Raw genomic sequence first — 15,187 nt, 5'->3', positions numbered from 1 at the left:
GGTCGCACGTGTCCAAGCTCGTTATCGAAAATGCTTATATCGCACCGGTTGTCGGTGACGAGATCCCCAATGGCTATCTGATCGTCGGCGACGACGGCCGGATCGAAGCCCTCGGCGCGGGACCGGCGCCGATGGTGGTGGGTGCTGAACGCCTCTCCGGCACCGGCTGCCTGGTGACCCCGGGCCTGGTGAATACCCACCACCACCTCTACCAGTGGGCCACCCAGGGCCTGTTCCAGGACGCGACCCTGTTCGAGTGGCTGACCGGTCTCTACCGGCTGTGGGCGACCATGGACGCCGAGATCGTGCACGGCGCGGCCACCGCGGGCCTGGGCTGGCTGGCGTTGACCGGCACCACCACCTCCACCGATCACCACTACATCTTCCCCAAGGGTCGTGGCGACGTGTTCGAGGCGGAGGTGCGCGCGGCGCGCGAGGTCGGCCTGCGCTTCCACCCGTGCCGCGGTTCCATGGACCGTGGTCAGTCGCACGGCGGTCTGCCGCCGGACGAGGTGGTCGAGAAGACCGATGAAATCCTCGCCAGCACAGAGGAAATCATCCGCACCTACCACGATCCGTCGTTCGACTCCATGCTGCGCGTGGCCGTCGCCCCCTGCTCGCCGTTCTCGGTGTCGGAGGGTCTGATGGTCGAATCCGCGGCGCTTGCGCGTCGGCACGGCGTTCGTTTGCACACCCACCTCGCCGAGACCCTCGACGAGGAGGAGCACTGCATCGAGCAGATGGGTTGCACGCCCGTCGAATACATGGAGAAGCTGGGCTGGCTCGGCGACGACGTGTGGTTCGCGCACGCGGTTCACCTGCACGACAAGGACATTGCGGCGTTCGCCAGGACCGGTACCGGTTCGGCGCACTGCCCGACCTCGAATGCCCGTCTGGGCGCGGGTATTGCGCGGGTCACCGACCTGCTCGCCGCCGGTGCGCCGGTCGGTCTGGGCGTGGACGGCGCGGCCTCGGCCGAGCTGACCTCCATGGCCGGGGAGATGCGCCAGGCGCTGCTGTTCCAGCGCGCCGTGCACGGCCCCCGCGCCCTGACCGCCCGGCAGGCGCTCGAGGTCGGCACCCTGGGGGGTGCCCGAAACCTGGGTCGCCACAACGAGATCGGCTCCCTGGAGGTCGGCAAGCTCGCCGATATCGCGGTCTGGCGGGTGGACGGATTCCGCGCCGCCGTGGAGGACCCGATCTGCGCGCTCGTCTTCGGCCCGCAGCCGCCGCTGGCCCGCCTGCTCGTGGGCGGCCGCACCGTCGTGGAGAACGACGAACTCAAGACTTTGCCGCACGACACGGTCGCACAGGCCGGTGTCGCCGCCCGACGGCGAATCATGCGACAGGAGAACCGATGACGTTCTGGTAGACCCCATCATCCTCGATCCACCCGCAGTACCGGAGAGCCACCCACGCTCTCCCGCAACACCTGCGATCGCCGCAGCGATTCGCGATGCCTGCCGCACGCGGGGCGGCACCGGGACCATCACCCTGGTTCCCGGGAGTCCGGACGACAACCTCCGGAAAAGTTGATTAACAGGGGCAAGTCCGCATTCGCGGTAAAGACCCCACAACAAGCATCACCGAATCCGAGGCCCGGGAACCCCAGCCCCCGCGCCAAAGGTCGGCTACGCCCATAGGAGGGCAGCCATGACCCAGACTCAGTCACCGATCACCACATCGGAAGTGACGCGGAGTTCCGCGCTCGACCGGCTTTTCAAGCTGACTGCGCGCAAGACCACACTATCCCGCGAAATCCGCGGCGGCATCACGACATTCGTCGCTATGGCGTATGTCATATTGCTCGTGCCGCTGATTCTCGGCGGTGTCGCCGACATCAACGGCGACAAGTTGAGCATCGCTCAGCTGACGACGGCGACCGCCTTCTCCGCCGGTTTGACCACCGTCCTCATGGGCCTGGTCGGCAATGTGCCCCTCGCATTGGCCGCCGGTCTCGGACTGGTACCGGTCGTCGCCTTCCAGGCGGCCCCGCACATGACCTGGCCCCAGGCCCTGGGCCTGGTGGTGCTGATGGGCATCGTCATCGTGATCCTCGCGGCCACCGGCCTGCGGACCATGATCATCAATGCCATTCCGCTGGCCATGAAGAACGCCATCGGTGTCGGCATCGGCATGTTCATCGCCATGATCGGCCTGGCGTCCTCGGGTGTGGTCGGTAAGGGAGCCGGAACTCCGGTGACGCTGGGCGTGGACGGGCATCTGTCCGGTTGGCCCACGGTGATTTTCGCGGTCGGCCTGCTGTTGATGCTGGCGCTGTTCATTCGCAAGGTGCCCGGCGCGATCCTGATCAGCATCGCCATCGCCACCGTGCTGGCGATCATCGTGAACAGCGTCGCGAAGATCGATCCCAAGCAGTGGGGCACCGTCGTGCCCGAGAAGCCGAAGTCGCTGTTCGCCACCCCGGATTTCGGTCTGATGGGCCACATCGACCTGTTCGGTGGTTTCGCCACCGCGGGTGCGGTCACCGCGACCGTCGTGCTGTTCACCCTCGTGCTGACCGGCTTCTTCGACGCCATGGGCACCGTGTTCGGCGTCTGTGACGAGGCGGGTCTGGTCGACGAGAACGGCCAGGTGCCCGGCATGGGCAAGATTCTGACCACCGATGGTGTCGCCCAGATCATCGGCGGCCTGTCCGGCGGTGCCGGTTCGACGGTGTACGTCGAATCCGCGACGGGTGTCGGTGAGGGTGCCCGTACCGGTCTGGCCAGCGTGTTCACCGGTGGATTGTTCTGCGCCGCCATCTTCTTCACCCCGATCGCGGCCGTGGTGCCGATCCAGGCGGCCTCGCCCGCCCTGGTGCTGGTCGGCGCGCTCATGATGACCCAGGCCCGCAAGATCGACTGGAACGACCTCGAGGTCGCCATCCCGGCCTTCGTCACCATCGTGCTGATGCCGTTCACCTACTCGATCACCAATGGTGTCGGCGCGGGTCTGATCGCCTACACCGTGATCAAGCTGGCCCGCGGCAAGTTCCGCGAGATCCACCCGCTGGTGGCCGTCGTGTGCGTCGTGTTCGTCGCCTACTTCGGCATCAACGGCATCGAACAGGTGCTGGGATAACTCATGCGTGACATCGCGGCACAACTGCTGGAATGGCATGCGACGGGCAAGGATTACGCCCTCGCCTCCCTCCTCGGGACCGGTGGCTCCGCGCCCCGTCCGCTCGGCTCGGCCCTGGCCGTGGACGCCGACGGGACGGTCGTGGGGAGCATCGGAGAGGGACCGATGGAGGCTGCCATCGCCGAGTTGTGCCGCGAGTCGCTGCGAACGGGTCGATCGATGCGAGAGACCGTCGGAACGATTCAGGTGTTCGTCCAGTCGGTGACCGAGGCCAATCGCGATGCGGTGGAATTGGTCCTGCGAGCTGAGGGGGAGGCCGTGGCACTGGTCCGCGACCTCGACAGCGGCGCCGTCATGGCGCTGGGCACCTGGTGGACCGCCGGAGCTGAGCTCGACGAGCGGGTGGTGATCGCCGCCCAGTCCATGCTGGACGCCGCCGCAAGCGGAGTCCGCACCATTGGCCGCGGCGCGGACGCGATCACCGTGTTCGTGCAATCGCAGGCGGCCCAACAGGTATTCGGCATGGTCGCGCATGTCTAGCGCGACCACGCACCGTGTACTCACTCACGACGCCAAATTCGTTGTGCCGCTGGCGGCGGCGCTTCCTCTGCCGGTGGCGTTTGTGGGTGCGGTCCGCCGCGGGAGCACCGGGTGGCCACCCGGAACCCGCGGCGGACCGATCCACCGCTGACTTTCCATCGTTCGACCGAAAAAGGAACCACTGCAATGCCTTTGATCTTCCTGAACGGGGGTGCCATGCGCGGCGGACCCCTCAACTACCTGCTCGAGGGCGCGCCGTTCGCCGGGGAGGCCAAGACCGCGGCGCAGTACCGGTTCTATTCGATCGACGACCGCTTCCCGGGGCTGCACCCGGTGGCCTACGGCGGCGCGCACATCTCCGGCGAGCTGTTCGACGTGCCGCTCGAGGTGCTGCGCAATCGGCTGCTCCCGGCCAAGGCGCAGGAGCTGGAACTGGGTGTGATTGCCTTGGACGACAACCGTTCGGTGCTGTCCATGATGTTGCGCCTGCCCAATCTGTCCCACCCGCAGCTCATCGACATCACCGATTTCGGCAGCTGGCAGAGCTATCGGGAGGAATCGACACGATGAAGTACACCGCCGCGGGCGCCCTGCGGAGATTCGACGCGCACTGCTCGATCCTGTTCACCGACCTGCCGCTGCTGGAACGTCCGGCGGCGGCCAAGGCGGCGGGATTCGAGGCCGTCGAATTCTGGTGGCCCTTCGGCGAGAACCCGGTGCCCGGGGACAAGGAGGTCGACGCGTTCGTCTCCACGGTCCGCGACGCCGGGGTTCGGCTCATTGGGCTGAACTTCATCGATCTGGTACCCGCGGGGCGCGGGCTGGTGTCGGTGCCGGGGCGGGAGCGCGAGTTCCGGGACAATATCGACGTCACGGTGGGGATTGCCGAGCGGCTGGGATGCCGCTCGTTGAATGCGTTGTACGGCAATCGGATTCCCGGCGTCGATCCGGCCGTGCAGGACGAGCTGGCGCTCGAGAACCTGCGGCTGGCCGCTCGCGCGGCCGCGCGCATCGACGCGCAGGTGGTGCTCGAGGCCTTGAATTCCATTGAGTCGCCGGACTATCCGATCGTCTCGGCCGCCGGTGCGGTGCGGGTGATCGACGAGGTAGGCGAACCCAATCTCCGATTCCTCTGCGACCTTTACCATCTCGCCCGCATGGGCGAGGACCTGCACTCGGTCATCGAGTCCTACTCCTCCTACATCGGCCACGTACAGATCGCCGATGCGCCCGAGCGCAGCCGTCCCGGAACCGGCACGCTCGATTTCGAGAGCCTCTTCGCCGCACTCGACGCCGTCGGCTACGACGGCTGGATCGGCCTGGAATACAAGGATCCCGAACACGATTGGAGTTGGATCGAGTGAGCACCATCGGATTCATCGGCCTCGGCATCATGGGCGGCCCGATGGCCGGACACCTGGTCGCCGCGGGCCACGAGGTGACCGGCTACAACCGGTCGCCGGGCGCGCTGGAGAAGCTGAAGGCCGCCGGTGGATCCGCGGCCGGGAGCATTGCGGAGGCCGTCGACGGCAAGGACATCGTGATCACGATGCTGCCGCAGGACGAGCAGGTGGTGGAGGTGTTCACCGAGATTCTCCGGCACGCGAAACCCGGTGCGCTCTATATCGATTTCTCCTCGATCACGCCGAAGACGGCGGAGTGGACCGCCGCCGAGGGCGCGAAGGCTGGGCTGCGGGTGTTGGACGCGCCGGTCAGCGGTGGCGAGCCGGGGGCGATCAATGCGGCGCTCTCGATCATGGTCGGCGGGGCCGAGGCCGATTTCGAGGCGGCGAAGCCGGTGTTCGCCGCCGTCGGCAAAACCTACGAACTGGTCGGGCCCAACGGTTCGGGTCAGGTCGTGAAGGCCGCCAACCAGCTGATCGTCGGCGGCACCTACGCCCTGGTCGCGGAGGCCATCGTGCTCATGGAGAGCCTCGGCGCGGACGCCGCCAAGGGCCTCGACGTCCTCGCCGGTGGCCTGGCGGGCAGCAAGATCCTCGAACTCAAGCGAAAGTCCATGCTCGAGCGCGACTTCCGCCCCGGCTTCCGCATCGACCTGCACCACAAGGACATGGGCATCGTGCAGCAGGCCGCCCGCGACGCCGAGGTCACCATCCCCATGGGTGCGCTCACCGCCCAGCTCATCGCCGCCGCCCGCGCCATGGGCCACGGCTCCCTCGACCACTCCGCCCTCCTCCTCGTCGCGGAGGCACTCTCGGGCAAGACCGACTCCGGCGAGGCGAACGCGTGAACGACGTGATGAACCGCCCCCCGCACTGGCTCGACCGACACGGCACGGGCGAAATGGCCTGGCCCGCAGGCTGGACCGTCGACCGCTACACCGTGCAACTGCCGGTCATCACAGACTCGGCCACCGAAACCGCTGCGGCGCAACCCGAATGCGACTCGACCGAATGCCCGCGATGAGCCCCGAAGACTCCGATCCGGCCGCTGAGACCGACCGCTCCGCGCCCAGCCTCGGCCGCGACGATTCCGGCTGGCTGCGCATGCCCGGCCGAGCCGGTTGCGACCCGGTACTCGCCATCAGCCGTGACGACGCGGCCGGAATAGGCAGGACCGAGCGATGATCCAGCCGCGCCGAACGATGCGCGTCGGTCACGGATGCGGCGGGGGCGGCCGATGATTCAACCTCGGGGCGGGGTGCGGAAGGGGTGGCAGGAGGGGCATGTGATCGTGGCTCCGGATCGGTTCCGGGGGTCACTCACCGCGCTCGAGGTCGCCGCGCGCCTGACGGCCGGACTGCGGGCGGCGCGGCCGGATGTGCCGGTGGTGTCGATTCCCGTCGCCGATGGCGGGGAGGGAACCGTGGCCGCGCTGGTCGCCTCCGGGTATGCCGGGCTGCAGACGAATGTGACCGGGCCGGTGGGGAATCCGGTGGTCGCCTCGTTCGCGATGCGGGGTGCGGAGGCGGTCATCGAACTTGCCGAGGCCTCGGGGCTGCGGCGGTTGCCCGGCCGGGCCACGGCGGCGACGGCCATGTCCGCCACCAGCGTCGGCACCGGTGAACTCATTCGGACCGCGGTGATGCGTGGGGCGCGGCGGGTGGTGCTGGGGTTGGGTGGCAGTGCGTGCACCGATGGGGGTGCGGGCATGCTCACGGCACTCGGTGCGAAGTTGCTCGACGCGAACGGGCGGCCGGTGCAGCCTGGTGGGGCGGCATTGCGGCGGCTGGCGCGAATCGATACGCGTGAGCTGCTGCGGGTGCCCGTCGTCGTGGCGTCGGACGTCGACAATCCCTTGCTCGGGCAGCGCGGTGCCGCACAGATTTTCGGGCCCCAGAAGGGGGCCGGGCCGCGGGAGATCGAGGCCCTGGAGGCCGGGCTGGCGCGGTTCTCCGAGATCGCGCGCCGTGATCTCGGGGTCGACGAGGCGGACAGTCGGGGCGCGGGTGCGGCCGGGGGAGTGGGCTTCGCGGCGCTGGCCTTCCTCGGCGCGACGATTCGGCCGGGAATCGAAATCATTTTGGAGCAACTGGATTTCGCGCAGGCGCTGTCCGGTGCGCGGCTGGTGATCACCGGTGAGGGCTCCATCGATGAGCAGACCCTCTATGGCAAGGCTCCGATCGGTGTCGCGCGGGCGGCCTGGCGGGCCGAGGTGCCCGTGGTGGCGGTGTCCGGTCGGCTGAGCATCGACCGGGATATGTTGCGCCGCTTCGGCATCGACAACGCCTACGCCCTCACCGATCTGGAACACGATCCGCAGGTGTGCCTCACGCACGCGGGCCCCTTGCTCGAGCAGCTGGCCCAGGGCATCGCCGCCGCCCACCTGGATCGCCCGCTGGCACGAAACATCCACTGAGAGAACAGGATTGTGCCTGACATCAACATGGTGCCCGACCTGACCGTGTGCACCGAGCGTGCCGCCGACATCGCAGCCAGCGATGGCGGCATCGCCCGAGTCCGCATGCTCACCTCCCTCGCTGCCGCGGGCGAACGCGCCCTGACCACCCGCTGGGGCTGACAACCCCACGCCGAGCCGGGGGCCGCTGACCGATGAGGGGTCGGCGGCCCCCACACTTCCCGCACCAGCGCCGTGCGGTGCGGCGGTGCTGTTCACAGCTGCCACGCCGACTGGTGGCGGCAGCTGTCGTGCCGCGGGAGCGCCGTGTCACCGCCGCGGACCTGTGTCACCGCCGCAGCGCTGTCTCGCCGAGGGGGCATTGTTTCACCGGACGGCCTCGTTACCGCGTCAGGGCTTTGTCGGCGACTCGCGCGTATATCGCTGTCACCCAAGGCTCTTCGACTCCGATCAGAATTTCGTCCAGCAGGGGTGCCTGCGCGATGCTGCCGGACCCGTGATGCCCGGACTCGCGCGCACTGGCGATCACCGCGTAGATCGCGGCGGCGTACACCTCCGACCGCGCCGCCGGTATCACCGCGCCCGCGGCCTCGAGTCGCCGCAAACGATCCTCCACCGCATCGATCACCTCCCGTAGCGCACGTATCTCGACATCACTCTGTCTATCCACGTCACAACCCCCTGCGCAGCTCGCCGGATGTGAAACCGATACCAGCACACCATCAGCGACCGCTTCGGCACAGCGATTCGGGAGAATTCGGTCCGATCCAATCCGGGTCACCCCAAGATCAACGCACCATCCATGGCCACCGCGTAGACTGCCGCCTCCCACGGGTCGGCCTCCGCCCCGCCGAGAATCACATCCAGGATCGGGGCCCGGACCAGGCTCCCTGCCCCGTAGTGTCCGCCCGCCCGCGCGCTGGCGATCACCGAATAGATCAGCGCCGCATACACCTCCGCCCGGGGCGCGACCACACATCCACCCGCGAGCTCGTGCGCGCGCAACCGCTGCTCGACCGCCTCGATCACATCCCGCAGGACGCGAATCTCGATCTCGCGCATGTCGTCCATGTCAGATCCTCCAGGGCGGCCGGGGAGCCCGCTTCCCGATCCGCACCAGGTACGTCTTCGCCTGTAACTTGGCCGCGCAGACGGTAATCGGGCAATCCGCATGTTCCCGGAGCGCTCGTAGCGCATCGCCTTCAGTCATCACCGGCAGGGCACTGTGCCCGGTCGCTGGAAGTCCGAACATCGTTGGAACCTCCCGTCATTCGGGGATTGCTGACACCCCTAGCAGACCACCGACGCGCCGCGAAACGCGCGAAATCGGGATCCCAAGATGAAGTTGGTCGAAATCCGCACGACCGAACCCACGGGCGCGGTACAACGGACCCATCTATCGATGCTGCTTGATCCGAGTTTCACACCTAGAGGAACTGGAACGATGACCAGCAAGAATGATGAAGAGAGCCCCGCCTCAACGCTGCCGAGACGGCAACTCGGTCGATTCCTGCGGGAGGAGCGGGAAAAGAACGGTCTGACCATCGATGCCGCGGCCCGACTCGTGGATCTGTCGAAGTCGGCACTACAGCGGTTGGAATCCGGCCGAAACCAACGGATTCGGAAGCAAGACATCCGCGCACTGTGCGAGATGTACGAGGTCGACGCGGTGGACACCGCGCAAGCGGTTGAGCTGGCGGAGCAGGCGAAGGCCAAGAGCTGGTATCACGCGTTCGGCGGATTGTTCAGCGACGAATTCAATATGTACATCGGATTGGAGGCCTCGGCGCGTCGCTTGATCGTGTACCACGAGCAGGTGCCGGGACTGCTTCAAACGCGCGACTACGCACGCGCGCTGATCAGCGCATTCTATGTGAACAGTTCATTCGACGATATCGAGCGACGTGTCGAACTGCGGATGAAGCGTCAGATCATCGTGACCCGCAAGAGCGATCCGCTGATACTGGAAGTGCTCCTGCACGAGTCGGCGCTGCACCGCCTCATCGGCAATCGGAAAATCATGTCCGTCCAGCTTCGCCACCTCGCCGAGATCAGCAAACTGCCGAACGTGACAATCCGGGTGAGCCCCTACGCGGCCGGAATGACATGGGGAATCCTGCATGGCCAGTTTGTCATTCTCGGCTTCGATGGCGACGCGCCGACTCGATCGGCCGAGCCGCCGATCGTCTTCCTCGAAGGCGGCCCGTCCAGCGATGTCTACCTCGAGAAAGCAGCCGAAGTCCGGCGCTACGATGATCTGGCGGCCGCCATCCGAGCAACTGCCCTCGGCGAGAACGAAACTCGAGACCTGCTGCGCCGTGCAGCGAAGGAGTACGAGCGTGAGCACTGACCTATCGAATGCCCACTGGTTCAAAAGCACCTACAGCGAGTCCGGCGGTCAGTGCGTAGAGGTGGCCTTTCTCGCAAACGGCAAGACCGCCGTCCGCGACTCGAAGAACCCCACTGGTCCCGCGCTCGCTTTCGCCGGGGCGGAATGGGATTCGTTCACCGCCGCGATTCGCGCCGGTCGCATCTAGCGGTCATCAAGATCAGGGAGCTCTCAGTGCGGGGATTTGTCCGATTCACCGCCCTGGAAGCTCCTTGATCTTGTTCTGGTGGGGTGAGGTGCGGGCGACCCGGCCGGTGCGAAGTTCTCGAAGTGGTGGGGGAGAGGGGGATTCAGTCGCATACTGGCGGGATGGGTGGGAATTTTTATAGCGAGAGTGCGCTGAGTCATGAGATGCCGACCGAGTTGGGGCGGTTGCGGTTGCTCGAGGAGTTTCTGGAGCCGATCACTACGGCGGCGCTCGAGCGTACCGGGATCGAAACGCGTTGGCGTTGTTTGGATCTCGGGGCGGGGGCGGGCGGGGTCGCGCGGTGGCTCGGGAAACGTTGTCCGGATGGTCAGGTGATCGCGGCGGACATCGACGTCAAGTTCCTGACTGCCGAGGGCAATGTCGACGTTCGTGAATTCGATGCGCGCACTGATGATTTCGCGCCCGGCTCGTTCGATCTCATCCACACTCGCGCCATGCTCATGCACCTGCCGGAGCGGGTCGAGCTGGTTTCCCGTCTTCGATCCTGGCTGACTCCGGGCGGCTGGCTGGTAGCCACCGACCCCACTGGCTTCACCTCCGCCTCTTCGCCCTATCCCGAATGGCGTCGCCTCATGGACGCCTTCTGGACTCTGATGACCGCCCATGGCGGTGACCCGCTCTGGGGTCGGCAACGGCTCGCCCGCACCATCGCCGAATCCGGTTTCGCCGAGGTCGACATGGCGATTCACACGGTTGTCGTGGGCGGTGGCGGCCCCGCAGACCGGTTCTGGCGCGCCTTCTTTTCCCAGGTGGGCCCGCGCATGGTCGATTTGGCCCTGCTGACCCCGGACGACCTCGCTGCGGGCGTGGCCCTCCTCGACGAACCCAGCTTCTTCGACAGCCCCGATGCGTTCGTCACCGTGTGGGGGCGACGCCCCGGCTGACCATGGCCGTGGCGAGCGCGCGACGTACTCGCCACGGCAGGGCCGCGAACAATGACGCCATGGCGGCGGCGGTTCCGCGCGGATGGTCGCGGTCGGAGAGGTAGGCGCGTTGGGATGCGGTGGGGAGGGTGAAGAAGGCGTCGAAGAAGAGCGGGAGGTCGGGTGGGGGAAGGGTGAGGAGGGCGCGTAAACCGGCGTGGCGCAGGAGGTTTACGGCTCGGGCGGGGAGGGGCCAGATCGGGTCTCCGGCTATCAGGGCGTCGGCCAGGGAGAGGGATGTGGCGACGCTGTAGCCGGTGGCGGGGTGCATGAGCGCGCCCGCGGCTCCGAAGGCGGAGGGGGATGGTTTGCCGCCGTGGAGGGGGAAGCGGACTCGTTCGGTGGGCTCGGTGCCGGTGAGAGTGATTCCGCGGGAACGCAATCGGGTGTGGAGGCGGTCGCGCAGGGTGGTCAGGTCGAGGGCGGGGCGGCCTGCGAGGCAGGTTTCTTCCAAGAGGACCTGGTTGTCGTTCAGGGGTACCGCGTAGAGGAATGAGCGGGGTTCATTGGGGTCTGCGCCGTTGTCGTCGCGCCAGTCCATGAAATAGGTGTCGGTGTCGGGCCAGCGGGTGCGGTCGACGATGACGCCGAAGGCTGTTTGCTCGGCGAGGGCACGGGAGCGGGGGACGCCTCGAGCGTCGATGACGCGGCCTGCCGGGAGGATCGGGCCCGAGGCGAGGCGGATGGAGGGGAGATCGAGGCCGGTAGTGCGGTGGCGGGCGGGGCGGGTGATCTCGACGACGCGGTCTTGCAAGAGGCGTGCGCCGGAAAGGTCCAGGGAGTCCTGGAGAGCCGGGGTGTCGAAAACGACGTAGGGGCGGTCGAGTTCGATGCGGCGGGTGGTCCAGGCGACGGGGCGGTCGACGGTGGCCGCGATGGTGTTCGGCTTCAACCAATCCGGAAGCTCATCCGACCAGGCCGCGTAGGTGGGTGTCCAGCGGCGATGGGGGTTCGGGTCGACGACGGTGACCGTGAGCCCGTGCGCGAGGGCGCGGTGGGCGAGGGCGCGGCCTGCGGGGCCCGCGCCGCAGATCAGCAGATCGTCGGTCACCACGTGATTGGATCATGCCGCGTGGTCCGCATACGCTTCGGGAATGTATGCCGGGCCGGGGAGGGCCCGGGAGGGCCACGAAAGGTGAGCAGATGACGAATCCACCCGGCGGGGTCGGTGGCGATCCGACTGTCCACAGACAGCAGCCCCAACAGCCCGACGCGGCATGGTGGGACCACCCCGCGCAGCCGACCGGCGAGCAGGCGCAGCCGGTGGATCCCCAGGGGTGGCAGCCGACGCAGCTGAATATGGCTGCGCAGCAACCGTATCCGCCGCAGCAGGGATACCCGCAGGATGGCGGATATGGACAGCAGGCGGGGAGTCCGCAGGGTGGGGGTTACGGGCAGCAGGCGGCGTACGGACAGGATGGGGGCTACGGCCAGCCCGCGTACGGGCAGGATCCCGGTTTCGGGCAGCAGCCCGGAGGTGCTCAGGGTGCGGGGTATGGGCAGCAGGGCTACGGCCAACCGCCCGCGTTCGGGCAGGCCGGGACGCCTGTTGGATACGGGCAGCAGGCGGGGAGTTCTCAGGGCGCGGGATTCGGTCAGCAGCCCGGGTTTTCGCCGCCGCCGGGGCCGAAGTCGAACACCGGGTTGATCGTCGGTGTGGCGATCGGCGCGGTGGTGGTGCTCGCGGTCGCGGTCGGCGCGATCCTGCTGGTGTCCAAGAAGAGCGACTCCTCGCAGGCGGACGCCACCACGACCACCACGACGGCCCTCACCACCTCGGCACCTGCCACCACGCGCACGACCGCGCCGACCACCTCCAAGGCCGCCCCCGCGGGCCGCGGTTTCAGCTACACCGAGTACGGCAAGGACTGGAACTTCAAGTGGAATGACGTTGCGCTGCAAGCCACCTACGTGACCGGCAAGGACTACGACACCTGCGCCCCGATCGAGGACAGCGGCAAGCTGACGAGCATGGGCTGCAAGGCCGCCTCCCTGATGGCGTGGAAGTCCGAAAACGGCGGGCTCATGCTGACCCAGCTCGTGTTGACCATGGCCGACGCCGACAAGGCCCGCTCCGCGGTGGACCTCTTCAAGGACGAGGACCTGGTGCTACCCAAGGGCACCTACATCGCCGACTTCGACACCGGCAAATGGGTCGACGGCAACCAGAGCACGTTCCTGGTCGTCACCGAGGTCACCACCACCAGCGCGGTGGACGAGGCAACCGCCGACAAGTACATGCACTACCGGCAAACGGATACCGTCGCCGCCCTGGGATTCCGCTGATCATCCCCCGCGCCCGGCACCGAATCCCGGTGCCGGGTGCGAACTTTCGTGATGCTCAGATGCCGCCCGTGGCGAGCAGACCGCCGTCCACCCGCACGGTCGTGCCGGTGATCCACGCCGACTCGTTCGAGGCCAGGAACCCGATCAGCGCCGCCACATCCTCGGGCGAACCGAGCCGCTTCATCGGATAGACCCCGGCCGCGGCCTCTTCATCCGCCGAGTACAGCGCATCCGCGAACTTGGTCTTGATGACACCCGGCGCGACCGCGTTCACCCGAATCTTCGGCCCCAACTGCCAGGCCAGCTCCTCGGTGAGCCGAATCAGCGCGGCCTTCGAAGCGCCATAGGCGGCAATGACTCCCGTCGACCGCAGCCCCGCGACACTGGCCACATTCACGACCGCGCCCCCGTGCTCACCCATCCACGCCTTGTACGCCTGCTGCACATACCCCAGCGCCGCAACGACATTCACATCGAAGATCTTGCGCACGGCCTCCAGATCGGCATCCATGAGCGCCCCGTACACCGGATTGATCCCGGTGTTGTTGATGAGCACATCCAACGACCCGAACTGCTCCACCGCGGTTTCAACCTGCAACGCCCGAGCCTCGGCATCCCCCGAATTCCCCGCCACAGCGACCACCCTGCCGGGATGCCCCAGCCCCCGCAGCCGCTCCGCCGCCTCCTCCAGCGGCTCCGCCTTCCGAGCCGAAATCACCACATTGGCCCCCCGCCCAAGCAGCTCCGCCGCCACCGCAAACCCAATCCCGCGACTGGCCCCGGTAACCAGCGCACTCTTACCCAGCAAGTCATCACTCATGTGCAGGCACGTTACGTCAGTCACGTGAGTTGGGCGGATTCACCCCTGGTTCCTCGATGAATCGCTGTACCGGTCAGGGCACAATCCATCAGGTGCAGACCGAGAAGTTGAACGCGCTACTGGCGAACCTGGACGACGCTTTCGCCCAGGTCCCCCGCCCTCGATCCATCGACGGCTGCCCCTGCTGCGTCGACGAAAGGGAGATCGCGCCCCTCCTGCACACCCCACGCGAGCACCTCACCGCCGCACAACTCTCCAGCTATGCCCACAACGCCACGCTAACCTGCGGCTCCGAGCACGACTTCCGCTACTTCCTGCCACGCATCCTCCGACTATCGCTGGCCGCCGAACACCCGATGCCCTGCATCGAAATCACCTTCAGCCACGTCGGAAACCTGCCATGGCGAACCTGGCCAGAGGCTGATGCACTACTAGAATTCTTCGACGCCCTCTGGACCGACCTCCTCACGAACCACCCGCCGATCCTCCCCGCCGACGACCTCCTATGCTCCCTCGCCCTCGCCGAAGGCTCTATAACCCAACGCCTTTCTTCCTGGTCCCAACTCCCCACCCCAGCCGCAATCCAAAACCTGGCCGACTTCGTCGGCGCCGACGACAGCAACCCCGTCAACTGCGGCATCAAACTGAAGTCCGGTCGACTCATCCCAACCAATGCCTTCTGGAACAAAGACTCCAAGCCCCACCTCGAACTGACCACCTGGCTCAACGACGGCCCAGCAACCAAGGCCACCACCCTCGCATTCACCCGCACCAACGCCCCCGCCCTCCTAGAGCTCCTCACCGCCATCGACACCCGCCTCCACCCCTGATCGGATCTCTCACCGGAGAAGCGACGCCGATATACGTGGCATCACGCGATCGGCAGATAGCCGAAACATCGCCAACTGGGCCCCCTCGCCAACCCCCACGTTTCCGGAATGATGCGGTTCCGGTTGTCAGCCGGGTCGGCCGAACTGAACGGCTGGAGACCGGATCCGACGAAACTAGCTGGCAATCAGGATGATTCGCACCAGTCCGGTTCGGTGCCCTCGATAGATGCGGCGGTCACCATCGGCCGGGCGGCAGAGCATCGAAAGAAATTGGTCGACAGCGCCCGG

At 67.0% G+C, this 15,187-nt stretch carries 19 protein-coding genes; 15 read left to right on the top strand and 4 right to left on the bottom strand.

Annotated elements, in window-relative coordinates; genetic code table 11:
• The first annotated feature begins 8 nt into the window (after positions 1-8).
• From VMT40_RS25310 to VMT40_RS25265, 10 genes are all read left to right on the top strand, one after another.
• Positions 9-1,361 (top strand): 8-oxoguanine deaminase, encoded by a 1,353-nt coding sequence (locus tag VMT40_RS25310; protein WP_326361265.1) that lies wholly within the window; start codon positions 9-11, stop codon positions 1,359-1,361.
• Positions 1,362-1,653: 292 nt separating this feature from the next.
• A complete protein-coding gene (locus VMT40_RS25305) occupies positions 1,654-3,084 on the top strand; it encodes an NCS2 family permease (protein WP_326361264.1) in 1,431 nt (476 codons plus the stop codon).
• Positions 3,085-3,087: 3 nt separating this feature from the next.
• A complete protein-coding gene (locus VMT40_RS25300; protein WP_326361263.1) occupies positions 3,088-3,624 on the top strand; it encodes an XdhC family protein in 537 nt (178 codons plus the stop codon).
• Between the two features lie 186 nt (positions 3,625-3,810).
• Entirely contained in the window at positions 3,811-4,194 is a 384-nt protein-coding gene (locus VMT40_RS25295; RefSeq protein WP_326361261.1) for an allophanate hydrolase-related protein, read from the top strand.
• On the top strand, positions 4,182-4,988 hold the full coding sequence (locus VMT40_RS25290; RefSeq protein ID WP_442790059.1) for a hydroxypyruvate isomerase family protein: 807 nt from the start codon (positions 4,182-4,184) through the stop codon (positions 4,986-4,988). Before VMT40_RS25295 ends, VMT40_RS25290 begins: the two co-directional genes overlap by 13 nt.
• On the top strand, positions 4,985-5,875 hold the full coding sequence (locus VMT40_RS25285) for an NAD(P)-dependent oxidoreductase (RefSeq protein WP_326361258.1): 891 nt from the start codon (positions 4,985-4,987) through the stop codon (positions 5,873-5,875). The genes VMT40_RS25290 and VMT40_RS25285 overlap by 4 nt, the downstream gene beginning before the upstream one ends.
• Positions 5,872-6,051: a hypothetical protein gene (locus tag VMT40_RS25280; protein WP_326361257.1), complete on the top strand. Its 180-nt coding sequence runs from the start codon at positions 5,872-5,874 to the stop codon at positions 6,049-6,051. The genes VMT40_RS25285 and VMT40_RS25280 overlap by 4 nt, the downstream gene beginning before the upstream one ends.
• Positions 6,048-6,212 (top strand): hypothetical protein, encoded by a 165-nt coding sequence (locus tag VMT40_RS25275; RefSeq protein ID WP_326361255.1) that lies wholly within the window; start codon positions 6,048-6,050, stop codon positions 6,210-6,212. The genes VMT40_RS25280 and VMT40_RS25275 overlap by 4 nt, the downstream gene beginning before the upstream one ends.
• Before the next feature lie 100 nt (positions 6,213-6,312).
• Positions 6,313-7,443 carry a glycerate kinase gene (locus VMT40_RS25270; protein WP_326361253.1) on the top strand — a complete coding sequence of 377 codons (1,131 nt, stop codon included), beginning with the start codon at positions 6,313-6,315 and terminating at the stop codon, positions 7,441-7,443.
• Positions 7,444-7,455: 12 nt separating this feature from the next.
• Positions 7,456-7,605, top strand: a complete 150-nt coding sequence (locus tag VMT40_RS25265; protein ID WP_326361251.1) for a hypothetical protein — start codon at positions 7,456-7,458, stop codon at positions 7,603-7,605.
• Positions 7,606-7,825: 220 nt separating this feature from the next.
• Here the strand turns inward: VMT40_RS25265 and VMT40_RS25260 are convergent, their stop codons facing one another.
• Positions 7,826-8,113, bottom strand: coding sequence for a hypothetical protein (locus VMT40_RS25260; protein WP_326361249.1), 288 nt, complete (start codon positions 8,111-8,113; stop codon positions 7,826-7,828).
• A 107-nt stretch (positions 8,114-8,220) separates the two neighbouring features.
• The gene (locus VMT40_RS25255) at positions 8,221-8,514 is read right to left on the bottom strand and encodes a hypothetical protein (RefSeq protein ID WP_326361248.1); all 294 of its coding nucleotides are present in this window, start codon (positions 8,512-8,514) and stop codon (positions 8,221-8,223) included.
• 373 nt (positions 8,515-8,887) lie between these two features.
• Between VMT40_RS25255 and VMT40_RS25250 the strand changes: the two genes are divergently transcribed.
• From VMT40_RS25250 to VMT40_RS25240, 3 genes are all read left to right on the top strand, one after another.
• Positions 8,888-9,793, top strand: coding sequence for a helix-turn-helix domain-containing protein (locus VMT40_RS25250; RefSeq protein ID WP_326361247.1), 906 nt, complete (start codon positions 8,888-8,890; stop codon positions 9,791-9,793).
• Positions 9,783-9,980, top strand: coding sequence for a DUF397 domain-containing protein (locus VMT40_RS25245; RefSeq protein ID WP_326361246.1), 198 nt, complete (start codon positions 9,783-9,785; stop codon positions 9,978-9,980). Before VMT40_RS25250 ends, VMT40_RS25245 begins: the two co-directional genes overlap by 11 nt.
• 203 nt (positions 9,981-10,183) lie before the next feature.
• Positions 10,184-10,924 carry a methyltransferase domain-containing protein gene (locus tag VMT40_RS25240; RefSeq protein WP_326361244.1) on the top strand — a complete coding sequence of 247 codons (741 nt, stop codon included), beginning with the start codon at positions 10,184-10,186 and terminating at the stop codon, positions 10,922-10,924.
• On the opposite strand, the gene VMT40_RS25235 is transcribed toward VMT40_RS25240, so the two are convergent.
• Positions 10,896-12,017, bottom strand: a complete 1,122-nt coding sequence (locus VMT40_RS25235) for a lycopene cyclase family protein (protein WP_442790042.1) — start codon at positions 12,015-12,017, stop codon at positions 10,896-10,898. The genes VMT40_RS25240 and VMT40_RS25235 overlap by 29 nt on opposite strands.
• A gap of 89 nt (positions 12,018-12,106) precedes the next feature.
• On the opposite strand from VMT40_RS25235, the gene VMT40_RS25230 reads away from it, so the two are divergent.
• Positions 12,107-13,249: a hypothetical protein gene (locus VMT40_RS25230; protein WP_326361240.1), complete on the top strand. Its 1,143-nt coding sequence runs from the start codon at positions 12,107-12,109 to the stop codon at positions 13,247-13,249.
• Positions 13,250-13,304: 55 nt separating this feature from the next.
• Here VMT40_RS25230 and VMT40_RS25225 read toward each other — a convergent pair whose 3' ends face one another.
• Positions 13,305-14,069, bottom strand: coding sequence for an SDR family oxidoreductase (locus VMT40_RS25225; protein WP_326361238.1), 765 nt, complete (start codon positions 14,067-14,069; stop codon positions 13,305-13,307).
• Between the two features lie 92 nt (positions 14,070-14,161).
• Here VMT40_RS25225 and VMT40_RS25220 point away from each other — a divergent pair, with 92 nt between their 5' ends.
• Complete coding sequence (locus VMT40_RS25220; RefSeq protein ID WP_326361237.1) at positions 14,162-14,899, top strand: hypothetical protein; 738 nt, start codon at positions 14,162-14,164, stop codon at positions 14,897-14,899.
• Positions 14,900-15,187 lie beyond the last annotated feature (288 nt).

The sequence above is a fragment of the Nocardia sp. CDC160 genome, from assembly GCF_035818795.1.
Taxonomy (GTDB): Bacteria; Actinomycetota; Actinomycetes; order Mycobacteriales; family Mycobacteriaceae; genus Nocardia.
Note: the sequence above shows the minus strand (reverse complement) of the source record. Positions and strands in the feature narration are given on the sequence as shown.

Excerpts from the sequence above, each read along its gene's own strand:
- VMT40_RS25305 (WP_326361264.1), top strand. The coding sequence starts at position 1,654 with ATGACCCAGACTCAGTCACCGATCACCACATCGGAAGTGACGCGGAGT.
- VMT40_RS25300 (WP_326361263.1), top strand. The coding sequence starts at position 3,088 with ATGCGTGACATCGCGGCACAACTGCTGGAATGGCATGCGACGGGCAAG.
- VMT40_RS25295 (WP_326361261.1), top strand. The coding sequence starts at position 3,811 with ATGCCTTTGATCTTCCTGAACGGGGGTGCCATGCGCGGCGGACCCCTC.
- VMT40_RS25275 (WP_326361255.1), top strand. The coding sequence starts at position 6,048 with ATGAGCCCCGAAGACTCCGATCCGGCCGCTGAGACCGACCGCTCCGCG.
- VMT40_RS25255 (WP_326361248.1), bottom strand. The coding sequence starts at position 8,514 with ATGGACGACATGCGCGAGATCGAGATTCGCGTCCTGCGGGATGTGATC.
- VMT40_RS25250 (WP_326361247.1), top strand. The coding sequence starts at position 8,888 with ATGACCAGCAAGAATGATGAAGAGAGCCCCGCCTCAACGCTGCCGAGA.
- VMT40_RS25240 (WP_326361244.1), top strand. The coding sequence starts at position 10,184 with ATGCCGACCGAGTTGGGGCGGTTGCGGTTGCTCGAGGAGTTTCTGGAG.
- VMT40_RS25230 (WP_326361240.1), top strand. The coding sequence starts at position 12,107 with ATGACGAATCCACCCGGCGGGGTCGGTGGCGATCCGACTGTCCACAGA.
- VMT40_RS25225 (WP_326361238.1), bottom strand. The coding sequence starts at position 14,069 with ATGAGTGATGACTTGCTGGGTAAGAGTGCGCTGGTTACCGGGGCCAGT.